This window comes from Bosea sp. F3-2 (genome assembly GCF_008253865.1).
In the GTDB taxonomy this organism is placed as follows: domain Bacteria; phylum Pseudomonadota; class Alphaproteobacteria; order Rhizobiales; family Beijerinckiaceae; genus Allobosea.
Genome location: NZ_CP042331.1, coordinates 1,060,270 through 1,075,923, shown reverse-complemented (window position 1 = coordinate 1,075,923; position 15,654 = coordinate 1,060,270). Strand labels below are relative to the sequence as shown.

The 15,654-nt window shown below is 62.1% G+C and carries 14 protein-coding genes and 1 pseudogene; 8 read left to right on the top strand and 7 right to left on the bottom strand.

Annotation, left to right across the window (positions count from 1 at the left end):
• Window positions 1-47 precede the first annotated feature (47 nt).
• On the bottom strand, window positions 48-836 hold the full coding sequence (locus FQV39_RS04935; RefSeq protein WP_149129285.1) for an SDR family NAD(P)-dependent oxidoreductase: 789 nt from the start codon (window positions 834-836) through the stop codon (window positions 48-50).
• Window positions 837-947: 111 nt separating this feature from the next.
• On the opposite strand from FQV39_RS04935, the gene FQV39_RS04930 reads away from it, so the two are divergent.
• On the top strand, window positions 948-1,511 hold the full coding sequence (locus FQV39_RS04930) for a TetR/AcrR family transcriptional regulator (RefSeq protein ID WP_149129284.1): 564 nt from the start codon (window positions 948-950) through the stop codon (window positions 1,509-1,511).
• Between the two features lie 449 nt (window positions 1,512-1,960).
• On the opposite strand, the gene FQV39_RS04925 is transcribed toward FQV39_RS04930, so the two are convergent.
• The 3 genes from FQV39_RS04925 to FQV39_RS04915 form a co-directional block, all read right to left on the bottom strand.
• Window positions 1,961-2,398 carry a cyclophilin-like fold protein gene (locus FQV39_RS04925; RefSeq protein WP_472840675.1) on the bottom strand — a complete coding sequence of 146 codons (438 nt, stop codon included), beginning with the start codon at window positions 2,396-2,398 and terminating at the stop codon, window positions 1,961-1,963.
• 91 nt (window positions 2,399-2,489) lie between these two features.
• The gene (locus FQV39_RS04920; protein WP_149129282.1) at window positions 2,490-3,581 is read right to left on the bottom strand and encodes an alpha/beta hydrolase; all 1,092 of its coding nucleotides are present in this window, start codon (window positions 3,579-3,581) and stop codon (window positions 2,490-2,492) included.
• A 23-nt stretch (window positions 3,582-3,604) separates the two neighbouring features.
• Window positions 3,605-4,792 carry an MFS transporter gene (locus FQV39_RS04915; protein ID WP_149129281.1) on the bottom strand — a complete coding sequence of 396 codons (1,188 nt, stop codon included), beginning with the start codon at window positions 4,790-4,792 and terminating at the stop codon, window positions 3,605-3,607.
• Between the two features lie 131 nt (window positions 4,793-4,923).
• On the opposite strand from FQV39_RS04915, the gene FQV39_RS04910 reads away from it, so the two are divergent.
• A complete protein-coding gene (locus FQV39_RS04910; RefSeq protein ID WP_149129280.1) occupies window positions 4,924-5,898 on the top strand; it encodes a LysR family transcriptional regulator in 975 nt (324 codons plus the stop codon).
• A 689-nt stretch (window positions 5,899-6,587) separates the two neighbouring features.
• The gene (locus FQV39_RS04905; protein ID WP_149129279.1) at window positions 6,588-7,697 is read left to right on the top strand and encodes a hypothetical protein; all 1,110 of its coding nucleotides are present in this window, start codon (window positions 6,588-6,590) and stop codon (window positions 7,695-7,697) included.
• Window positions 7,698-7,784: 87 nt separating this feature from the next.
• On the opposite strand, the gene FQV39_RS34330 is transcribed toward FQV39_RS04905, so the two are convergent.
• Window positions 7,785-7,940 carry a chromate transporter gene (locus FQV39_RS34330; protein ID WP_472840622.1) on the bottom strand — a complete coding sequence of 52 codons (156 nt, stop codon included), beginning with the start codon at window positions 7,938-7,940 and terminating at the stop codon, window positions 7,785-7,787.
• A gap of 154 nt (window positions 7,941-8,094) precedes the next feature.
• Between FQV39_RS34330 and FQV39_RS04895 the strand changes: the two genes are divergently transcribed.
• The 5 genes and pseudogenes from FQV39_RS04895 (at window position 8,095) to FQV39_RS04870 (ending at window position 12,752) form a co-directional block, all read left to right on the top strand.
• A complete protein-coding gene (locus tag FQV39_RS04895) occupies window positions 8,095-8,376 on the top strand; it encodes a GYD domain-containing protein (protein WP_248313251.1) in 282 nt (93 codons plus the stop codon).
• 554 nt (window positions 8,377-8,930) lie between these two features.
• Window positions 8,931-9,020 (top strand): annotated as a pseudogene (locus FQV39_RS04885) (IS5/IS1182 family transposase); the annotation flags it as partial.
• A gap of 322 nt (window positions 9,021-9,342) precedes the next feature.
• The gene (locus tag FQV39_RS34205) at window positions 9,343-9,672 is read left to right on the top strand and encodes a c-type cytochrome (RefSeq protein WP_149129276.1); all 330 of its coding nucleotides are present in this window, start codon (window positions 9,343-9,345) and stop codon (window positions 9,670-9,672) included.
• A 212-nt stretch (window positions 9,673-9,884) separates the two neighbouring features.
• Window positions 9,885-10,220 (top strand): c-type cytochrome, encoded by a 336-nt coding sequence (locus FQV39_RS04875; protein ID WP_349238597.1) that lies wholly within the window; start codon window positions 9,885-9,887, stop codon window positions 10,218-10,220.
• Window positions 10,221-11,015: 795 nt separating this feature from the next.
• A complete protein-coding gene (locus FQV39_RS04870) occupies window positions 11,016-12,752 on the top strand; it encodes a bifunctional aminoglycoside phosphotransferase/ATP-binding protein (RefSeq protein ID WP_149129275.1) in 1,737 nt (578 codons plus the stop codon).
• Between the two features lie 154 nt (window positions 12,753-12,906).
• Here the strand turns inward: FQV39_RS04870 and FQV39_RS04865 are convergent, their stop codons facing one another.
• On the bottom strand, window positions 12,907-14,763 hold the full coding sequence (locus FQV39_RS04865; RefSeq protein WP_248313249.1) for a PAS domain S-box protein: 1,857 nt from the start codon (window positions 14,761-14,763) through the stop codon (window positions 12,907-12,909).
• 50 nt (window positions 14,764-14,813) lie between these two features.
• Complete coding sequence (locus tag FQV39_RS04860; RefSeq protein ID WP_149129273.1) at window positions 14,814-15,581, bottom strand: Crp/Fnr family transcriptional regulator; 768 nt, start codon at window positions 15,579-15,581, stop codon at window positions 14,814-14,816.
• Window positions 15,582-15,654: the final 73 nt, after the last annotated feature.

Here is a 15,654-nt window from a genome sequence, read left to right as displayed (position 1 = left end):
GGTTCGCGCCTCGATGGAGGCGGTCATCGGAATTGTCGCGGCGGGGCTCAGGCGGCTGTCCGGTACCGCTCGGCCGCGTGCTCCTGCCGAAAGTTCGGAAGCATGGCCTGACGCACCGCCTGCAACGCGTCCCACTGCCCGACGTCGGGCAGCGGCGGAATGGTCACCGGCTCGCGGCGGTCGAAGCCGACGAGGGCCGCATCCACCAACTCGCCCACCTCCATGACTCCGGACAGCGTATTGATATCGGTGCCGGCGCGCTCCCAGATCTCTGTCCGGGTTGCGGCGGGAAGCACGGCCTGGACGTAGACACCCGTGGGGGCGAGCTCGAGGCTGAGTCCCTGCGAGAGAAACAGTACGAACGCTTTGGTCGCACCGTAGACGGTCATGCCGAACTCGGGCGCCAACCCGACCACGGAGCCGATGTTGATGATCGCCCCGTCGCCGGCCTGCGCGAGACGCGGAGCGATGGCGCTCGCGAGCCTGAGAAGCGCTGTCGTGTTGAGCGCGACGATGCGCGCGACGTCGTCGGTCGCCTGTTCAAGGAAGCTTCCGCCGACGCTTGCTCCGGCGTTGTTGACGAGGATTCCGATGCGCATGTCGTCGCGCAGCCGGGCCTCGACCGCCGCAAGCTCGCCAACCTGCGTGAGGTCGGCCTGGATGATGTCGATGGCCACGCCTGTCTCCCGGCGCAAACGCGCCGCCGACGCCTCCATCCGGGCTCGATCGCGGGCGACCAGAACGAGGTCGTGGCCGCGACGTGCGAAGCGCTCGGCATAGGTGGCGCCGATCCCGGAGGATGCTCCGGTGATCAGAACTGAGGGAATGGCTGTCATGGGATTGCTCTCCGCTCTCGCGAACCTTATATTCATGATGGTCATCATGATTGCTGTTAAATATGATGGCCATCATGTATATGTCAACGACGTCGGCGGAGAATTTTTGGAATGAGAGTGAGTCGGGAGCAGATGGCGGAGAATCGTCGCCGGATACTGGACGCGGCCAGCCGGCTATTCCGCGAGAAGGGATTCGACACCGTCGGCGTAGCGGAAGTGATGAAGGCCGCAGGCTTCACGCATGGCGGATTCTACGGCCATTTCAGCTCGAAGGACGACCTTGTCGCGGAAACTGTCGCCCATGTTCTATCCGGGGGCGGAGGCGACGGGAGAGGTATTCGCGGCTATCTCGACGCTTATCTTTCGCCCGCACATCGTGACAATGCTGCCGACGGCTGCCCGACCGCTGGTCTGGCCTCTGACATCCGCCATCAGAGTGCAGAGGCCAAGGGGGCGATGACGAGCGGGCTTCGATCGCAGATCGACCGCATCAGCGAGGCGCTCCCGGAAGTGAATGCGGCAGACAGACGCCGCGTGGCGATCGGAACCTGGGCCGCAATGGTGGGAGCAATGATCCTCGCCCGAGCGACCGACGATCCGGCCTTTTCGGATGAAATCCTGGAACAGACGCGAGCTTGGATCGAAGACGGGATCGAACACGCGTCTACGAGGTAGGGACCTGTCTAAGACCCAATCGGCAAGATCAGGACAAGCTCACCGCTAGCCGACAATCGGGCTTAGTATCGTCCGAACGGGATTGACATCACATCCGCATGATCGACCTCATCCCCTCGGAAGGTGCGAATTCCCTCCAGAGCCCGTCGTCAATCGAGAGCTTATGGATGCCGAGCGCGATCCCGCTACCAAGACCTTGGGCCATCAGGTTGGCATCATGTTCAGATCTTGATCGTCCTCAGAACCTGGGAACTCTGGCATCTCCGCGTGTCGTTGCTCACGGGGCCTCACGCCGACTGCAATGGCCATCTCCTGTGGGCCGTAAATCAACCTGCCCCGGGTGCGGCAGGCTGATGCGTCACTTGCGCCGATCTGATGCGTCAGAACGGTTAGCTATGGTTCCACTCACAGGAGTTCGCGGCGGAACTCTATCAGGCGGCCCCATAGATTCAGGACAAGCGCTCAATCCGGAGCGGAAACTTCCCGCCTACCAGCAAGGGCTCGAAGCCGCCGTCGAGACGTCCAAGGCGGATCAAGCCCCGCGACCAGCGATAGCCCGCGTAGAACAAGGCGAGATTGCCCCAGGGGGCATAGTAGCAGAGGTCACCCGGCCGTTCGTTGCCGAAGGCTCCGCTGCCTTCCTCGGTCAGCTTGCGCGGCAGATAGGCGATTTTCTCGTTGGTCGCGTAGTCGTCAATCGTCAGGTCGAGCGGCACCGTGGAGAGCAGATCCCGGGCCGAGGGATTGTCCTCCAGCGTCGCCGTGAACTCCTGGTCCGCGAAGGCAAGTCGAAGGCGCATGGCGACCCCTTTCCGATCCGATGGCGCACTGGTCTGCGCCCGGGCAGCCAAACCAACGGCGAGGCTGGCTGCAATGCCTGCCAGCATGGTCCGGCGAGACGACGCCTTGTGCCCGAGTTTCATTCAATGCCCCCCGTCGGAGGGAAGCGCGTGACGCTTCCCCCGATCCAGACTTTCGTCACGCGGCCAGATGCCGGTTGAAGAAGCTGGCCAATTTGTCGAACGGGATCACGTCCAGCTTGTCGTAGAGGTCGACATGGCTGGCGCCCGGGATGATCATGAGCTCCTTCGGCTCGGCGGCGGCCGCGTAAGCGGTTTCGCTGAAGTAGCGTGAGTGGGCCTTTTCGCCGTGGATCAGCAGGACCGGGCGCGGCGAAATCTCCTTGATGTAGGTCAGGAGCGGCATGTTCATGAATGAGAGCGGCGTGGTCCGGGTCCAGGAGTTGCCCGAGTTGACCGCGCGCGCATGGTAGCCGCGCGGTGTCCGGTAATAGTCGTGGTAGTCGACCAGGAACTGCGCCTCGCCGCCTTTCAGGTCGTTGTACGGCGGCTGGTAGGCCGGGGTTCCGTTCGCCGCGTCTTCCCAGCGCTGCCGGCTCAGTTGTTCCAGCGTCTGCGTGCGCTGTTCGGGCGTCACGCTGTCGTTGTAGCCCTTCGACATAACGCGGGTCATGTCATACATGGTGCTGGCGACGACGGCCTTGACCCGTTTGTCCACGGCGACGGCATTCAAGGCCATGCCGCCCCAACCGCAAATGCCGATGACGCCAATCCGCTCGCGATCGACGGACGGATGCAGGCCGAGATAGTCGACCGCCGCACTGAAATCCTCGGTATTGATGTCCGGCGAGGCGACGTTACGGGGCTCTCCGCCGCTTTCGCCGGTGAAGGACGCATCGAAGGCCAGCGTCACGAAGCCGCGCTCCGCCATCGTCTGGGCGTAGAGGCCCGACGACTGCTCCTTCACCGCGCCGAACGGACCGCCGACGGCCAGCGCCGCCAGCCGCCGATCGGCCCGGTCCTTGGGCAGGTAGAGATCGCCCGCCAGGGTGATGCCGTAGCGGTTCCTGAAGATGATCTTCTGGTGGTCGACCTTCCCGCTCTTCGGGAAAGTCTTGTCCCAGTCCGTTGACATGCTCTGAGCCTTTGCGTTGGAAATCTTGAAGAGCGATGCGGCGGCCAGCGTCGCCACGCCGGCGCCGGTCAGTTTCATCAAATCGCGACGGCCGATGTCTGTGGCCGGCGCGGTGGTTGTCTTGGTGGAATCCATCGTGATCTCCCTATTCTCTGTGATTATTCGGGCTTCAGGAGGCGTTGCCCGTTGCCGATCACCGCGATGCCGATGGCGGCCAGGACCACGCTTCCCGTGAAGGTCGCGAAGATGGACAGGGCATCGAGCAACAGCCCGCCGACCACCGCGCCGAGCAGGATCGAGGCCTGGATCGCGGCGACCATCAGGCTGCCACCGGCCTCCGGCGCATCGTCCGCGTTCTGCGACATCCAGGTCATCCAGATCACCGACATGGCGGTGTTCATCGCGCCCCAGAGCGCCAGGAAAAGTCCCGCCGCGACGACCGAACCGCCAAGCAGCAAGAGGCCGAGCGTGCAGCCGCCCATCAGCAGCGCGGGGAACTTGAGAAGAGGCGCGACGCTGCCGCTCACGAAGCGGCCAGAGGCCCAGGTTCCGACGAAGCCCGCGCAGCCGAGCACCAGCAGCAGGATCGACAGCGTCGTCACATCCGCTCTCGTCACCTGCTCCATGAACGGGCGCAGATAGGTGAACATCGTGAAGGCCGAGCCCCAGGACAGCATCGAGGCGATCAGGCCGCGCAGGAAGTACGGGCGCTTCAGCAGGCCGAACATCGTCCGAAAATCCTGCCGCTGGCGTGCCGGGAGCGATGGCAGGGCGGTCACATGCCAGAGGAGGTTGACGGCGACGATCGGCGTCAGCGCCCAGAACACTGCGCGCCAGCCGAACAGGCCGCCCAGATAGCTGCCGATCGGCGCGGCGAAGGCCGCCGCGATCGCCTGGCCGCCATACATCAGGGCCAGCGCGCGGGGCACCTCGCTCTCGGGGACCAGCCGCATGATGACGGCGGTCGCAAGCGCCCAGAAACCGCCGATGCAGATGCCGAGCAGGGCGCGGCCGAGCATCAGCACCGTGAAATTCGGAGCGGCCGCGACCAGCACCAGCGAGACCAGCATAAACGCCGTCATCGCAACCAGGACCCATTTGCGGTTCAACGTCCCGGCGACGGTGGTGATGACCATGCTCGACGCCACCGCGAAGAGACCGCTGATCGAGATCGCCTGTCCGGTCTGTCCCTCGGTGGCCCGTAGCCCTTCCGCCATCGGCGTCAGCAGGCTGACCGGCATGAATTCGGAAGCGATCAGCATCGCCACGCAAAGCGCCATCGACATGACGGCGCCCCAGGCGGCGGTCGGCTTGCTTGCTTCATTCGATACGGCGGCAACCGCCATGGGTGTTCGCTCCTGCATCCGGTGTTGCAGTGCAAACTAGCCATCTCGCGGCAAAACGATTACCCGCCTGAATTAGGATGAACTGATCGACCCGATCGATTAATCTACTGCCGTGCGAATTGAGGGATCTCATGGACAAAACCGATCTCAACCAGCTCAGGTGGTTCCAGCTCGTCGCCGAGGAGCACAGTTTCACCCGGGCGGCGGCAAAGATCGGCGTCGCGCAATCGACCCTCAGCTACGCGATCAAGCAGCTCGAGGATCGCATGGGCGTTCGTCTTCTGACCCGGACCACGCGCAATGTCGCGACCACAACCGCAGGCGAGCGCCTGCTCCAGACCATCTCCCCGCGGATCGCGGAGATCGAGGACGAGATCGCGGCGCTGACGGCGCTGCGCGACAAGCCGTCGGGCTCGATCAGGCTGACGCTATCGGACCATGCGCTCGAAAGCGTCGTGTGGCCGAAGCTGAAGCCGATCCTGCGGGACTATCCCGACATCCATGTCGAACTGATCCTCGACAGCACCTTCCGCAACATCATCGAGGAGGGCTTCGATGCCGGTGTCCGGCTGGGGGAGAGCGTCGAGAAGGACATGATCGCCGTGCGGATCGGCCCGGATTGGCGGCTGGTTGCCGTGGCATCGCCTGGATATCTGAAGGCGCATGGCGTGCCGGTGCATCCGAAGGATCTGATTCGACACGTCTGCATCAACATGCGCCACGAGACGGCCGGCGGACTCTATGCTTGGGAGTTCGAAAAGGATGGAAAGGAATTGCGTGTCCGGGTGAGCGGCCAGCTCACCTTCAACAACTCCTACGCCATGATCGATGCGGCGGTGAACGGCTACGGCATCGCCTACGTCCCGAACGATATCGTGGAGCGTCAGGTCGCATCGGGGGAATTGGTTCGGGTGATGGACGACTGGTCTCCGTTCTTCGACGGTTATTTCCTCTACTATCCGAGCCGACGGCAGAACCTCCCGGCCCTCAAGGTCATCGTCGACGCTCTCCGGCATAGGCGCCGGACGCGAGCCTCGGCTTTGCCTGGCCGAAGCCATGATGGCTTCGAACCGCTTCACCGCGCGGATAGCCCTGCGAAGGTCTGACGCCTTCGCCTGAAGGTGTCTGGTGTCCCTGGGACGGTTCGCCTGACTGCTCGTGAAGGGCGCCCATCCCCGGGAGGAGAGGCGCTCCTGCTTCAATCAACGCCGCTATCGCTAGAGTACGGCCGCACGATCGCCGACCAGTCGTCTCTGCCAAAATGAAAGCCTGCCGCGAGGTGCGGCAGGCTGATGCGTCAATTCCGTGGAGCTGATGCGTCAATAAGGCAAACTATGGTTCCACTCACACTGACCAAACTTCCGGAGCGCCTACTCTGGTGCGGGGCATAGTTTCCCTCAAACGGCACGCTACCTCACTGAGATTGCACGCCGTCCCCAGCGCTTTCTTCAGCGGTTGTTTCCGCAATAGTGGGCAAAGTTCTGCCGCACCAATTCGGATGTCCGCTCCTGGGACTCTATTATGGCTTCAGATGCAGAGCATTTTGCCCGGACGATCGAGCCAGCGGCTTGACGGTGATCGACGGCGGGAAGGAATATTTGCTTCCTGACGAGCCTCGCAAAATCGAGCTCCGTCGTTGGCGAGGACTTGGGGCCCCCATGTGCGATCTTTACTGCGGCAGGCGCGGCGTTGATGTGATGCGCCTGCTTTTCGATCGGCCGTTCCGGCTCCCGGCCAGGTTTTGCGAACGCCGGCTATTAGCGGCCCCGCCGATCGCCAAGTGGAAGTTCTGACAATGGACCGCGCCGCTTCCCTCTCCATTGCTGCGGTCCTGCTCGCCGTAACCTGTGGCAACGTTGCTGCTCAGGAGTCTTGCAAAACCGATCGGCAGGGGTCGCTTTGCTATACCGTCAAGGCGTCAGGCTTTGCCAACTTTACGACGTTCAAGCTTGTCTCCACTGCTGGCGACGTCCTGCCTGTTCTTGAGAAATTTGGCCTCCCAAAGACGGCACAGATGGGATGCCGCCTCTATGCCGACAATCCCGCTGCACAGCAGGCGCGCTTCTTCCGCGAAACCGATCCTGAAATGCTTGCCCGTCTCAAGGGCTCACGCATGCCCGTCAGCGCATTCGCTGAGGGCAAGCTGACGTGTGAGTACGAAGCCAGCAGTCTGATCCAAGCGAGCGGCCCTTACGCCATCAAGGGTGAGGCGCCGAAAGAGTTGGCACCGTGTACGCCTGCCCTTGTCGATCGCATCAACGCGCTCGGCTATCGCGTCAAGCGTCAGACATCCTCCACCGTGTTCGTTGAGCCGAAGACGACGCTCACGCCTGTAGGGGAGTTATCGATCAAATGCGCCCTCTATGGGCCGACGCTGACCGCTTCCGTCGCTGTCAATGCCTGTAAGCCGACTGACTCGCCACTTGGCGAGGTCGCCGATCTTATGGGCGTCCCTGCCGACAAGCGGCGCCGCGTCATCGCGACGATGCATGAGGCTCTCCGCAAGGATGGCGACGCAATCGAGCGTCACGGATACGAGATCTCTGGCTCGAAGGGCGGCAAAGCGCCTGACTGCTTCTACAACGCGACAATCTTTGTCGATAAGACAGCATTCGACGCAGTGGCTGTAGCTACGTCTCGAATAAAGAGCATTATCGATGCCTTCGAAGCTGAGAATGGCGTGAAGTGTGAGCGTAAAGGCAGCGATGCCCTCTGCGTCGTTAAGGACGTCGTGACGTTTTTCCGCGATGGCTGGCATAACCCCGAAGGTGCCGCCAACGCGCACAACGTCTGCGATGGGGAGCTTAATCGCGCATTCGGTGGAAAAAAGGTCAAGCTTCTCGAAGCGTATCCCGTCACCGAACGCGGTGCTCCGCATCTCGTTTGCAAGGCTCAGCGAGGCTAGCTTAGGAGCTGGTCGGGCGACGGAGCCGCGACGCACCTGCGCGCCGAGAATGCCGTCTGAGGCAGCGTTCGCGCCACGCAAGGCGGCTTAAGCCATCGGGCGCTTCCGTACGCTGTCCCAGAACGGCAACGCGCCCAACAGCAGCAAGAATCCAGGCAGAGAGATCGCGACTAAGCAGATCGCTGCGCCAAGCAGGCCATCGGGGCCAGTCCCCATGAGAGCGCCGAGATAGGCGGCGACCAATCCAGCGCTCTGCGGTCCGACGCTCGTCTAACGCCAAGTTTTTTGAGATATTGAGTATTCGGCAGATCACCCGATCGGCCCAATTATCGAGGGAGGATGTCCTATGCCTCTGTTCGTAACCACAGGGTGCTATACAGCCACGTCAGCGAAGGGAATGATTGACAATCCATCGAACCGAGAAAAGGCGGCCCGTGGCATCATGGAAGCAGCGGGCGGGAAACTGCATTCATTCTACGTCACGACCGGCGAAACCGACTGGATGGCAATCACGGAATTCGACGATGGCGCTGACCTGATCCCCGCACTTCTCGTCGTCAGCGCATCGGGAGCCGTATCGAATGTTAAAACCGTGCGAGCCTACACGGGCGCGGAATTCAAGGCTGCGCAAGAGAAGGCGGGCAAAATCGCATCTTCCTACAAGCCCCCGGCAAAATAAGCAGATCACTGGTTGAAACATCGCTGGCAGCGGATCGAACCTCCGCTGCCAGAAACGATGTGTTGGCACGCAATGAGGCTGCATGTGACGGTCTGCTTCCGGCCTTCGGCACAATGCCCGGCGAGGGGGCGTCCCTTGCTCGTCAGATAGCCCTCCAACGTCTCAAAATACGCAAAGGCGCTCTCCGATGGGACGAAACGAAAGGCGTATCTCGAATTCTTCTGTACATCCCAGAACCTGAATATTCCGGTACGCACGCGTGCTCAGATTACCAGTCTCGTCTGGCCGGGCTGGCTCGTGGAGATCGAGGTCATTGCAGCAAAGCGACGCTGACTTCGCTACAGGCAGAAGGGCGCATTGTCCTGGTAAGATTGGGCGCAAGGCCTGATGTCCGAGTGGAGCGAGCCTTGCTCAGCAAAGGAACGGGCGTGCGCTTCCAGGCACTAGGCTAATTTCCGCTTCTCTAATCGGGCATGAGGGTCAAGCTCTGGTTAGACCTGCTCCGGCCTTATCGTTCACGCGGATCACGCTTCTCTTCGCAGTCTGCTGGCTCCTGGCGCCGCATCGCCACACGCTACGATCGATGCGCACACACCTTCTTCTCAGCAATATGCATCGCCGCTGCCGTCATCTTCTGGATCTGATCAACGAGTCCTGAGCCTAGACCGCTGTCGAATTGAAAAAATGGCTTGCGGGCTAGAGGCTTGCAGCCGCGCGCGCCGCCTCACAAAGTTTGGCGGCGACACAGGCTAGAGGCGGGCTGCCTCATCCGAAGTTGCGTCTTTCTTGATGCTGGCAAGACCGCTTCCGGACGCTGCGATCTACAAGTTACCAACCCGGCGCAACTGCTAAAGGCGTCATCTCTGGAAACGGGATCTGAGCCTTGGTGGAAGATTGCCGCGACGCTGTTGGTATGGCCATCCACTGTTCCATTCAATAAAATGGAACGACAGCGAGGGTCTGATCATGGGACACCTGCGGAGCTTTGCGGTTAGTGCCGTCCTGTCCGTTGTGCCGGCAACCTTGAGCGCACAGGAGACAGGTGACTCGCAGCAGGGTTTGGCGTTCGCGCGGGAGGCTTGCGCTGCTTGTCACGCAGTGGAGCGCCGGCAGCCTTCTTCCCCCAACCCGCAGGCGCCGCCTTTCGACGCAATCGCGAACACGCGCGGCATGACTGGGATGGCGTTGTATGCGTTCCTCCGGACATCTCACCCTACAATGCCGAATCTGATCTTGGAGGCAGACGAAATCGCTAATGTTGCCGCCTACATCCTCAGCTTGAAGGGTGGCCAGTGACTGTCAATCGAAGGCGTTCACGGCGGAGTGTGGCGAACTTGCCGTGCAGCCTCCCAATATCCCGACGCGCGGAGCGGCTGCGCGTAGGGCTACATGTAACCGCCTCATCGATCCGGGCAGCAATCGCGGCCAGGCAGGTCTCCTCGGCCTGCTGAGACTCGCTGCCAGCGTGAGGCTTGCCGGAGCCGCTGGAAGCCAACTCGGGGGAGGGTATGGCTATGGGAATGGGACGTGGACGCCGCGCGTGTTTGAGCGTCGTTGCAGCTTTGCTCATGGCACCTGCAGGCGAGGCGGCGGCGGCCGATAGTGCCAAAGGACAGCGAACTGCCGAGCGCTGGTGCGCGGAATGTCACGTTGTTGCGTCTGGGCAGAGGCGCGCCTCCGACGCTGTCCCGACTTTTGCTCAGATTGGTAGGTCCGAGCGCTTCACCGAAGCGACGCTCGCAGCCTTCCTGGCGAACCCGCATCATTCGCGCATGCCGAACCTGTCGCTCACGCGTTCCGAGATTGCGGATCTCGTCGCTTACATCAAACGTCAGGCGCGATAGGGCCCCGCGTGCCAGGGCTATGCCCCACCGACAGGGTGCCACTGACGGTCACGGCGCCCGCGACGCTGCCCATGTCGGACAGCGTCGCGCCGGCTGCCACCGTAATGGCCGCAGCCCGCTCAACGCGCCGTCGACGCGCCGCTCGTCGGCCGAAACGAAACCATCGTGGTGACGCCACTGCTGGTACCGGTCAGCGTCTGCGTACCCGTGCTGCAAGGTTGGCCACGTCGATCTCGGCGTTCCGCAACGTAGCTCAACTCGCGCCAAGCGCTCAAGGTAATGACGGCGACGCCGACTGGCGCCACGAACGAGCCTGCCCAAACCTGAAGACACGGTGACCTGGTAGCCCGATTGTCCGCCTCGGGTATCAGAACCCCTTCTAGTACGTTGAAACGGAATCCTCAGTTCTGATCGAGCGTTGCTACTAACCACGCATGAGCGAGAAGCAGTTCGATGATTTGTTCTCTCCCGAGAGCTGAGAAATACCGAGAGTACGCGCTGCCGATTGAGCTGAAGAGGCGACCGAACTTAGGCTAGCTAGCGGGACAAAATTTCCCGCACAAGGCTCACGAATGCTCGCAGATGCATCACGATTGCCAAGACGGGCTTCTGGAGTAACTCGCTCACGATCACTGCGGCACGATCGCAGTGATCGGCCGACCAGGAACGCTTAGTTTTGGCAGTCCGATTGGATGCGCTTCGCTCGGGCATGGCGACGGCCTTCAAAAGGGCTCTGATTACAAGTTGGCGCAGAGCCGGCCGCTGTCATTGATCCGAATCAAGCAAGCGGGCTGATTGGAGAACTGCGCCATGACACTTTTTCGGTTTGCGCTGTTCGGGTGTTGGGCTTCCTCCAAGGGAAAGAGATTTCAGACTGCTGAACTTGACGAAGATCAATGCCGTTTCGGGCGGCTGGAGAATGATATCTCGCCCGAACGGAGGCTCGCCATGCAAATTGCCAGCCAAAATGAGACGATCTGCTTTCTGGGATCGTCCGACGCCTTCGGTGGTGGCGCCGACTGGATCGAGATGGTTTCTACCCATATCTCGATCGTTCTGCTGATCGGCTCCCGCGCCCTCAAGCTGAAACGTTCCGTCAAGTTGCCCTATGTCGATCTGTCGACTCCGGAACGGCGACTGGCGATGTGCGAGCACGAGCTGATGCTGAACCGCCGGACTGCGCCCGATCTGTATCGCGCGGTTCATCGGATCACGCGTGAGCAGAACGGCGATCTGGAGCTTAACGGTCAGGGCGAGTTGGTCGACGCCGTGCTGGAGATGGAACGCTTCAACGACGGTTTCCTGTTCGACCGGATGGCGCAGAGAGGGCGCCTCACGGCAGCCGATATGGCCGAGCTCGCAGAAGCTGTTGCACGTTTCCACAGGACGGCGCCCGTCTCGACGGACGGGGACGGAGCAAAGCGAATGGAACGCGTGCTCGCCGTCAACGAACGAGCCTTCGCGAATGCAGATATCTTGTCGCGGAGCGAGGTCGAACCCGTCATCTCGGCTTGCCGCGAAGCGCTGGCGCGCCATGTGGGGTTGCTCGACCAGAGGGCTCGGGAGGGAAAGGTCCGGCGCGGGCATGGCGACCTGCATTTGCGCAATATCTGCTTGGTCGAGGGCAAGCCGCTGCTTTTCGATTGCCTGGAGTTCGACGAGGACCTCGCGACCGTGGATGTCCTCTATGACCTCGCCTTCGTTCTGATGGATCTCTGGCACCGCAAGCTCGAGCCCCTCGCGAACATCCTTTTCAATCGCTATTTCGACGCCACGGGGGATGAGACCGGCATCCGCCTGCTGCCCTTCTTCATGGCGGTGAGGGCTGCCGTGCGCGCACATGTCACCGCCATCGATAGCGGCAAAACGCGGGCTTCGCGATTGTCCGAAGCACAAGCTTATCTTGAGCTTTGCCTTAGCCTCCTAAAGGCGAGGCCGCCCATGCTCGTCGCCATTGGGGGCTATTCGGGTTCGGGAAAGTCGACGCTTGCAGCGAAAGTCGCACCGACGCTCGGACCGCCGCCCGGCGCTCGCATTTCGGGCAGCGATCGGATCCGAAAGAAGCTCTGCGGTGTCGCCGCCGAGACCCGGCTATCCGCGGATGCCTATAGCGACGAGATCTCTGCCCGGACCTATCGCGCGATGATGCAGCTCGCAGAGGTCACGCTGGCACAGGGCCAAGCGGCCGTCGCCGACGCCGTGTTCGACCGTCGTGCCGCGCGTGAGCGGATCGAGGAGGGTGCCAGGCGCGCCGGTGTACCCTTCTGTGGCCTCTGGCTCCAAGCGCCTGAACAGATTCTCGTTCAACGCGTGGCCGCCCGCCATGGCGATCCATCCGATGCCACGCCGGACGTCGTCATGGCGCAGATCGCCCGGCATGGGGCAGCGACGGAATGGACAAGGATCCCGGCGCGGGGGGAGGTCGACGTCGTCGCGACCGCTGCCCTTGCCGCGATCGGCTCTCACACCACCGCGCAGGCCATCTGGCCGAATCCGGTGTGCACGCGGCCGGAAATCCACGGAGTGCCATGAGCGAGAGGCCAATGGCGCCGCCCGCCTCGCTCGGGCGCTTTTCTCAAGGACGGGACCGCGCGCCCGGAGCTTCCGCGTGGCGGCGCCGGAGGTCCGTCGAAAAATAGGCGGCAGGGAATGCCGTCTCGGATCGCTTCTGCCAAGGAGGGCGCTCTCAATCGAGGAGCAGACGCAAACGCGCCGCCAGTTCCTCTGATGTGTACGGCTTCTTCAGCCAGCTTCCGTCGGCAAGCTCGCGCCCCATGAGACTAGGCTCCGCATAACCTGACGTGAAGAGGATCTTCAGGTGAGGACGCAGCGTGCGTGCCTCTCTGGCGAGATCGTCGCCGAGCATGCCGCCCGGCATGATGATGTCGGTGAAGAGGAGCCGAATGTCGGGGTGGGCGGCAATCAGGGAAAGCGCTTCCGCGCCAGCAGCTGCCTGGATGACGCGATATCCCTCCTCTTCGAGGCGGGCAACGACGACCCTGCGCACACGCGCGTCGTCCTCGACCACGAGGATGCATTCGCCTGCGCGCGGCCTGGCCGCAGGAGTAGGATCCGGGGCGCTGCGTTCGGCCGCCGCAGCACTCGCCGTCGGGAGAAGCAGCCTCACCGTCGTTCCCTGGCCGAGCTCGCTGTAGAGCTGGACCTGACCGCCGGATTGCCTGGCGAAGCCATAGACCATGGAGAGCCCGAGGCCGGTGCCGGCACCGACCCCTTTGGTGGTAAAGAATGGCTCGAATGCCCGTTGCTTGACCTCTTCGGTCATTCCAGCGCCGGTATCGGAGACGCTGACGAGCACATAGTCTCCGCGCCGGGCCTGCGGATACATCTGGACATAGTCGGCATCGAGATGGATGCGCGCGACTTCGACCCTGAGCCGGCCGCCGCGTGGCATGGCGTCACGCGCATTCAGCGCGAGGTTCAGCAGTGCGTTCTGCAACTGCGTCGCATCGACAAGCGCCGTGAGCGAATGACCTGTGATGACCGTTTGCAATTCGATTTTTTCGCCGAGTGTTCGCCTCAGCAACTCGGTGAAGTTGGAGACGAGTTGCCCGATATCCTCCTGCTTCGCATCGAGCGCTTGCCGTCGGCCGAAGGCCAGCAGTTGCCCTGTGAGCTTGGCGCCGTCATCCGCCGCGCCTTGCGCTTCGCGCAGCAAATCCCTGAGCCGGCCCTCTTCGAGGCGCCGTTCGACCATTTCGAGATTTCCGCTGATCACGGTCAGCAGATTGTTGAAATCATGTGCGATTCCGCCAGTCAGCTGTCCGATGGCCTCCATTTTCTGGGACTGGCGCAGTTCCTCCTCGATGCGATGCCGGCTGGTCAGATCGCGGATGAAGCCGGTGAAGATGCGCTTGCCGTTCGCCGCAGCTTCCCCGACCGCCAGTTCCATTGGAAAGGTTGTTCCGTCCTTGCGCTGCCCGGTCACCACGCGCCCGAAGCCGATGATGCGCCGCTCGCCCGTCCTCAGATAGCGGCTGATGTATCCATCGTGCCGGTCACGATCAGGATTAGACATGAGGATCTTGACGTTTCGCCCGCAGACTTCATCGGCAGCATAGCCAAATAGCTTCTCCGCAGCTTTGCTAAACAAGATCATGACGCCAGCTTCATCGATGACCACCATGGCTTCAGGCACGGTCTCGAGAATTGAGAGCAGATGCGACTGGCGAGCGGCAAGGTCCGCCTGCGCATGTTTCAGATCGCTGATGTCGACATTGGTTGTCAGGACGACCGAGACTTCAGGGGGATGTCTGCTCACGGCCACCCAGCGGCTTACGACGAAGATGGACCGCCCGTCCTTGCGACGTTGCGTCAGCTCTCCCTTCCAGGTGCCGTGGCAGCGCAACTCCACGAGGATTTCGTCGAGCGGCCGCGGAAATTCCGTCCTGAGGAGGCGGTGGACGTCTTGATTCAGGGCTTCCTGTACGGTCCAGCCGTAAAGCTCCTCACAGCCGCTGCTCCAGCGGCTGATCTTGCCGCCAAAGTCATGGACGACGATATTCGCGTCGTCGAGAACCTGCACGATCTCGTCTAGGCTCTGCTGGCTGATAGCCCTTGGCTTGTGCGCTCCGGTCACCTGCCACCCGTCAATGCGATCGCATGGCCCGCAGGGCCAAGGGGCATGCCCGCCAGATCATCGTCCTCGTCGGCGTCACCAGCAAGAGCGCTCAACAACGCCGGCTCGCGAATGATGAAATTGTAGCGCGCCGTCGGTCGAATGATGCCTCGATTGATGAGGCTCGTCATCGTCCTCGACACTGTTTCGATCGTCAGGCCGAGATAATCCGCCATGTCGACGCGGCTCATCGGAAGCTCGATTGCCTTCGCGAACGGGTTTCCATTGCCGGCGCGGCGCAGCAACGTATGAAGGAGATTGCACACGCGCTCTTCGGCATTCTTGCGGGCGAGCAGCACCATTCTCGCCTGAGCGCTCGCCATTTCCCGGCACAGCCAGTTGACGAATTGAGAGCGCAACTGCTCGGAGTTATCGACCGCCTGCCGGAAGCGGCTCTGGCTCAACCGACGGAGTTTCAGTTCGCTGACGGCTTCGGCGTCGCCGAGGTAGTGCTCGTCCGGCGCAATGCCGAAGATTTCTCCCGGGTAGAAGAAGCCGGTGATGACGCGGCTGCCGTTGCTAAGGATCTTCGCGACACGAAGGACGCCAGCGACGATCTTGAAGACATGCGTCGCCGGATCGCCATCCCGGTAAACCGTTTCGCCGCGCTCGAATGTTTCCAGCGGCTGCTGGCTGAAGAGGCTCAGCAGGCCCGGCTTTGGTTGATCGTTTGCAGCAGCCGAAGGCTGGGAAGGAAGCTGGAACGCTGCATTTGCGACAAGCATAATTCTGTCCTCCACATCGAACTGACGGGAGGGAGGAAAGCGACGCCGAATGGCGCTACGACGGTCTGCGTGT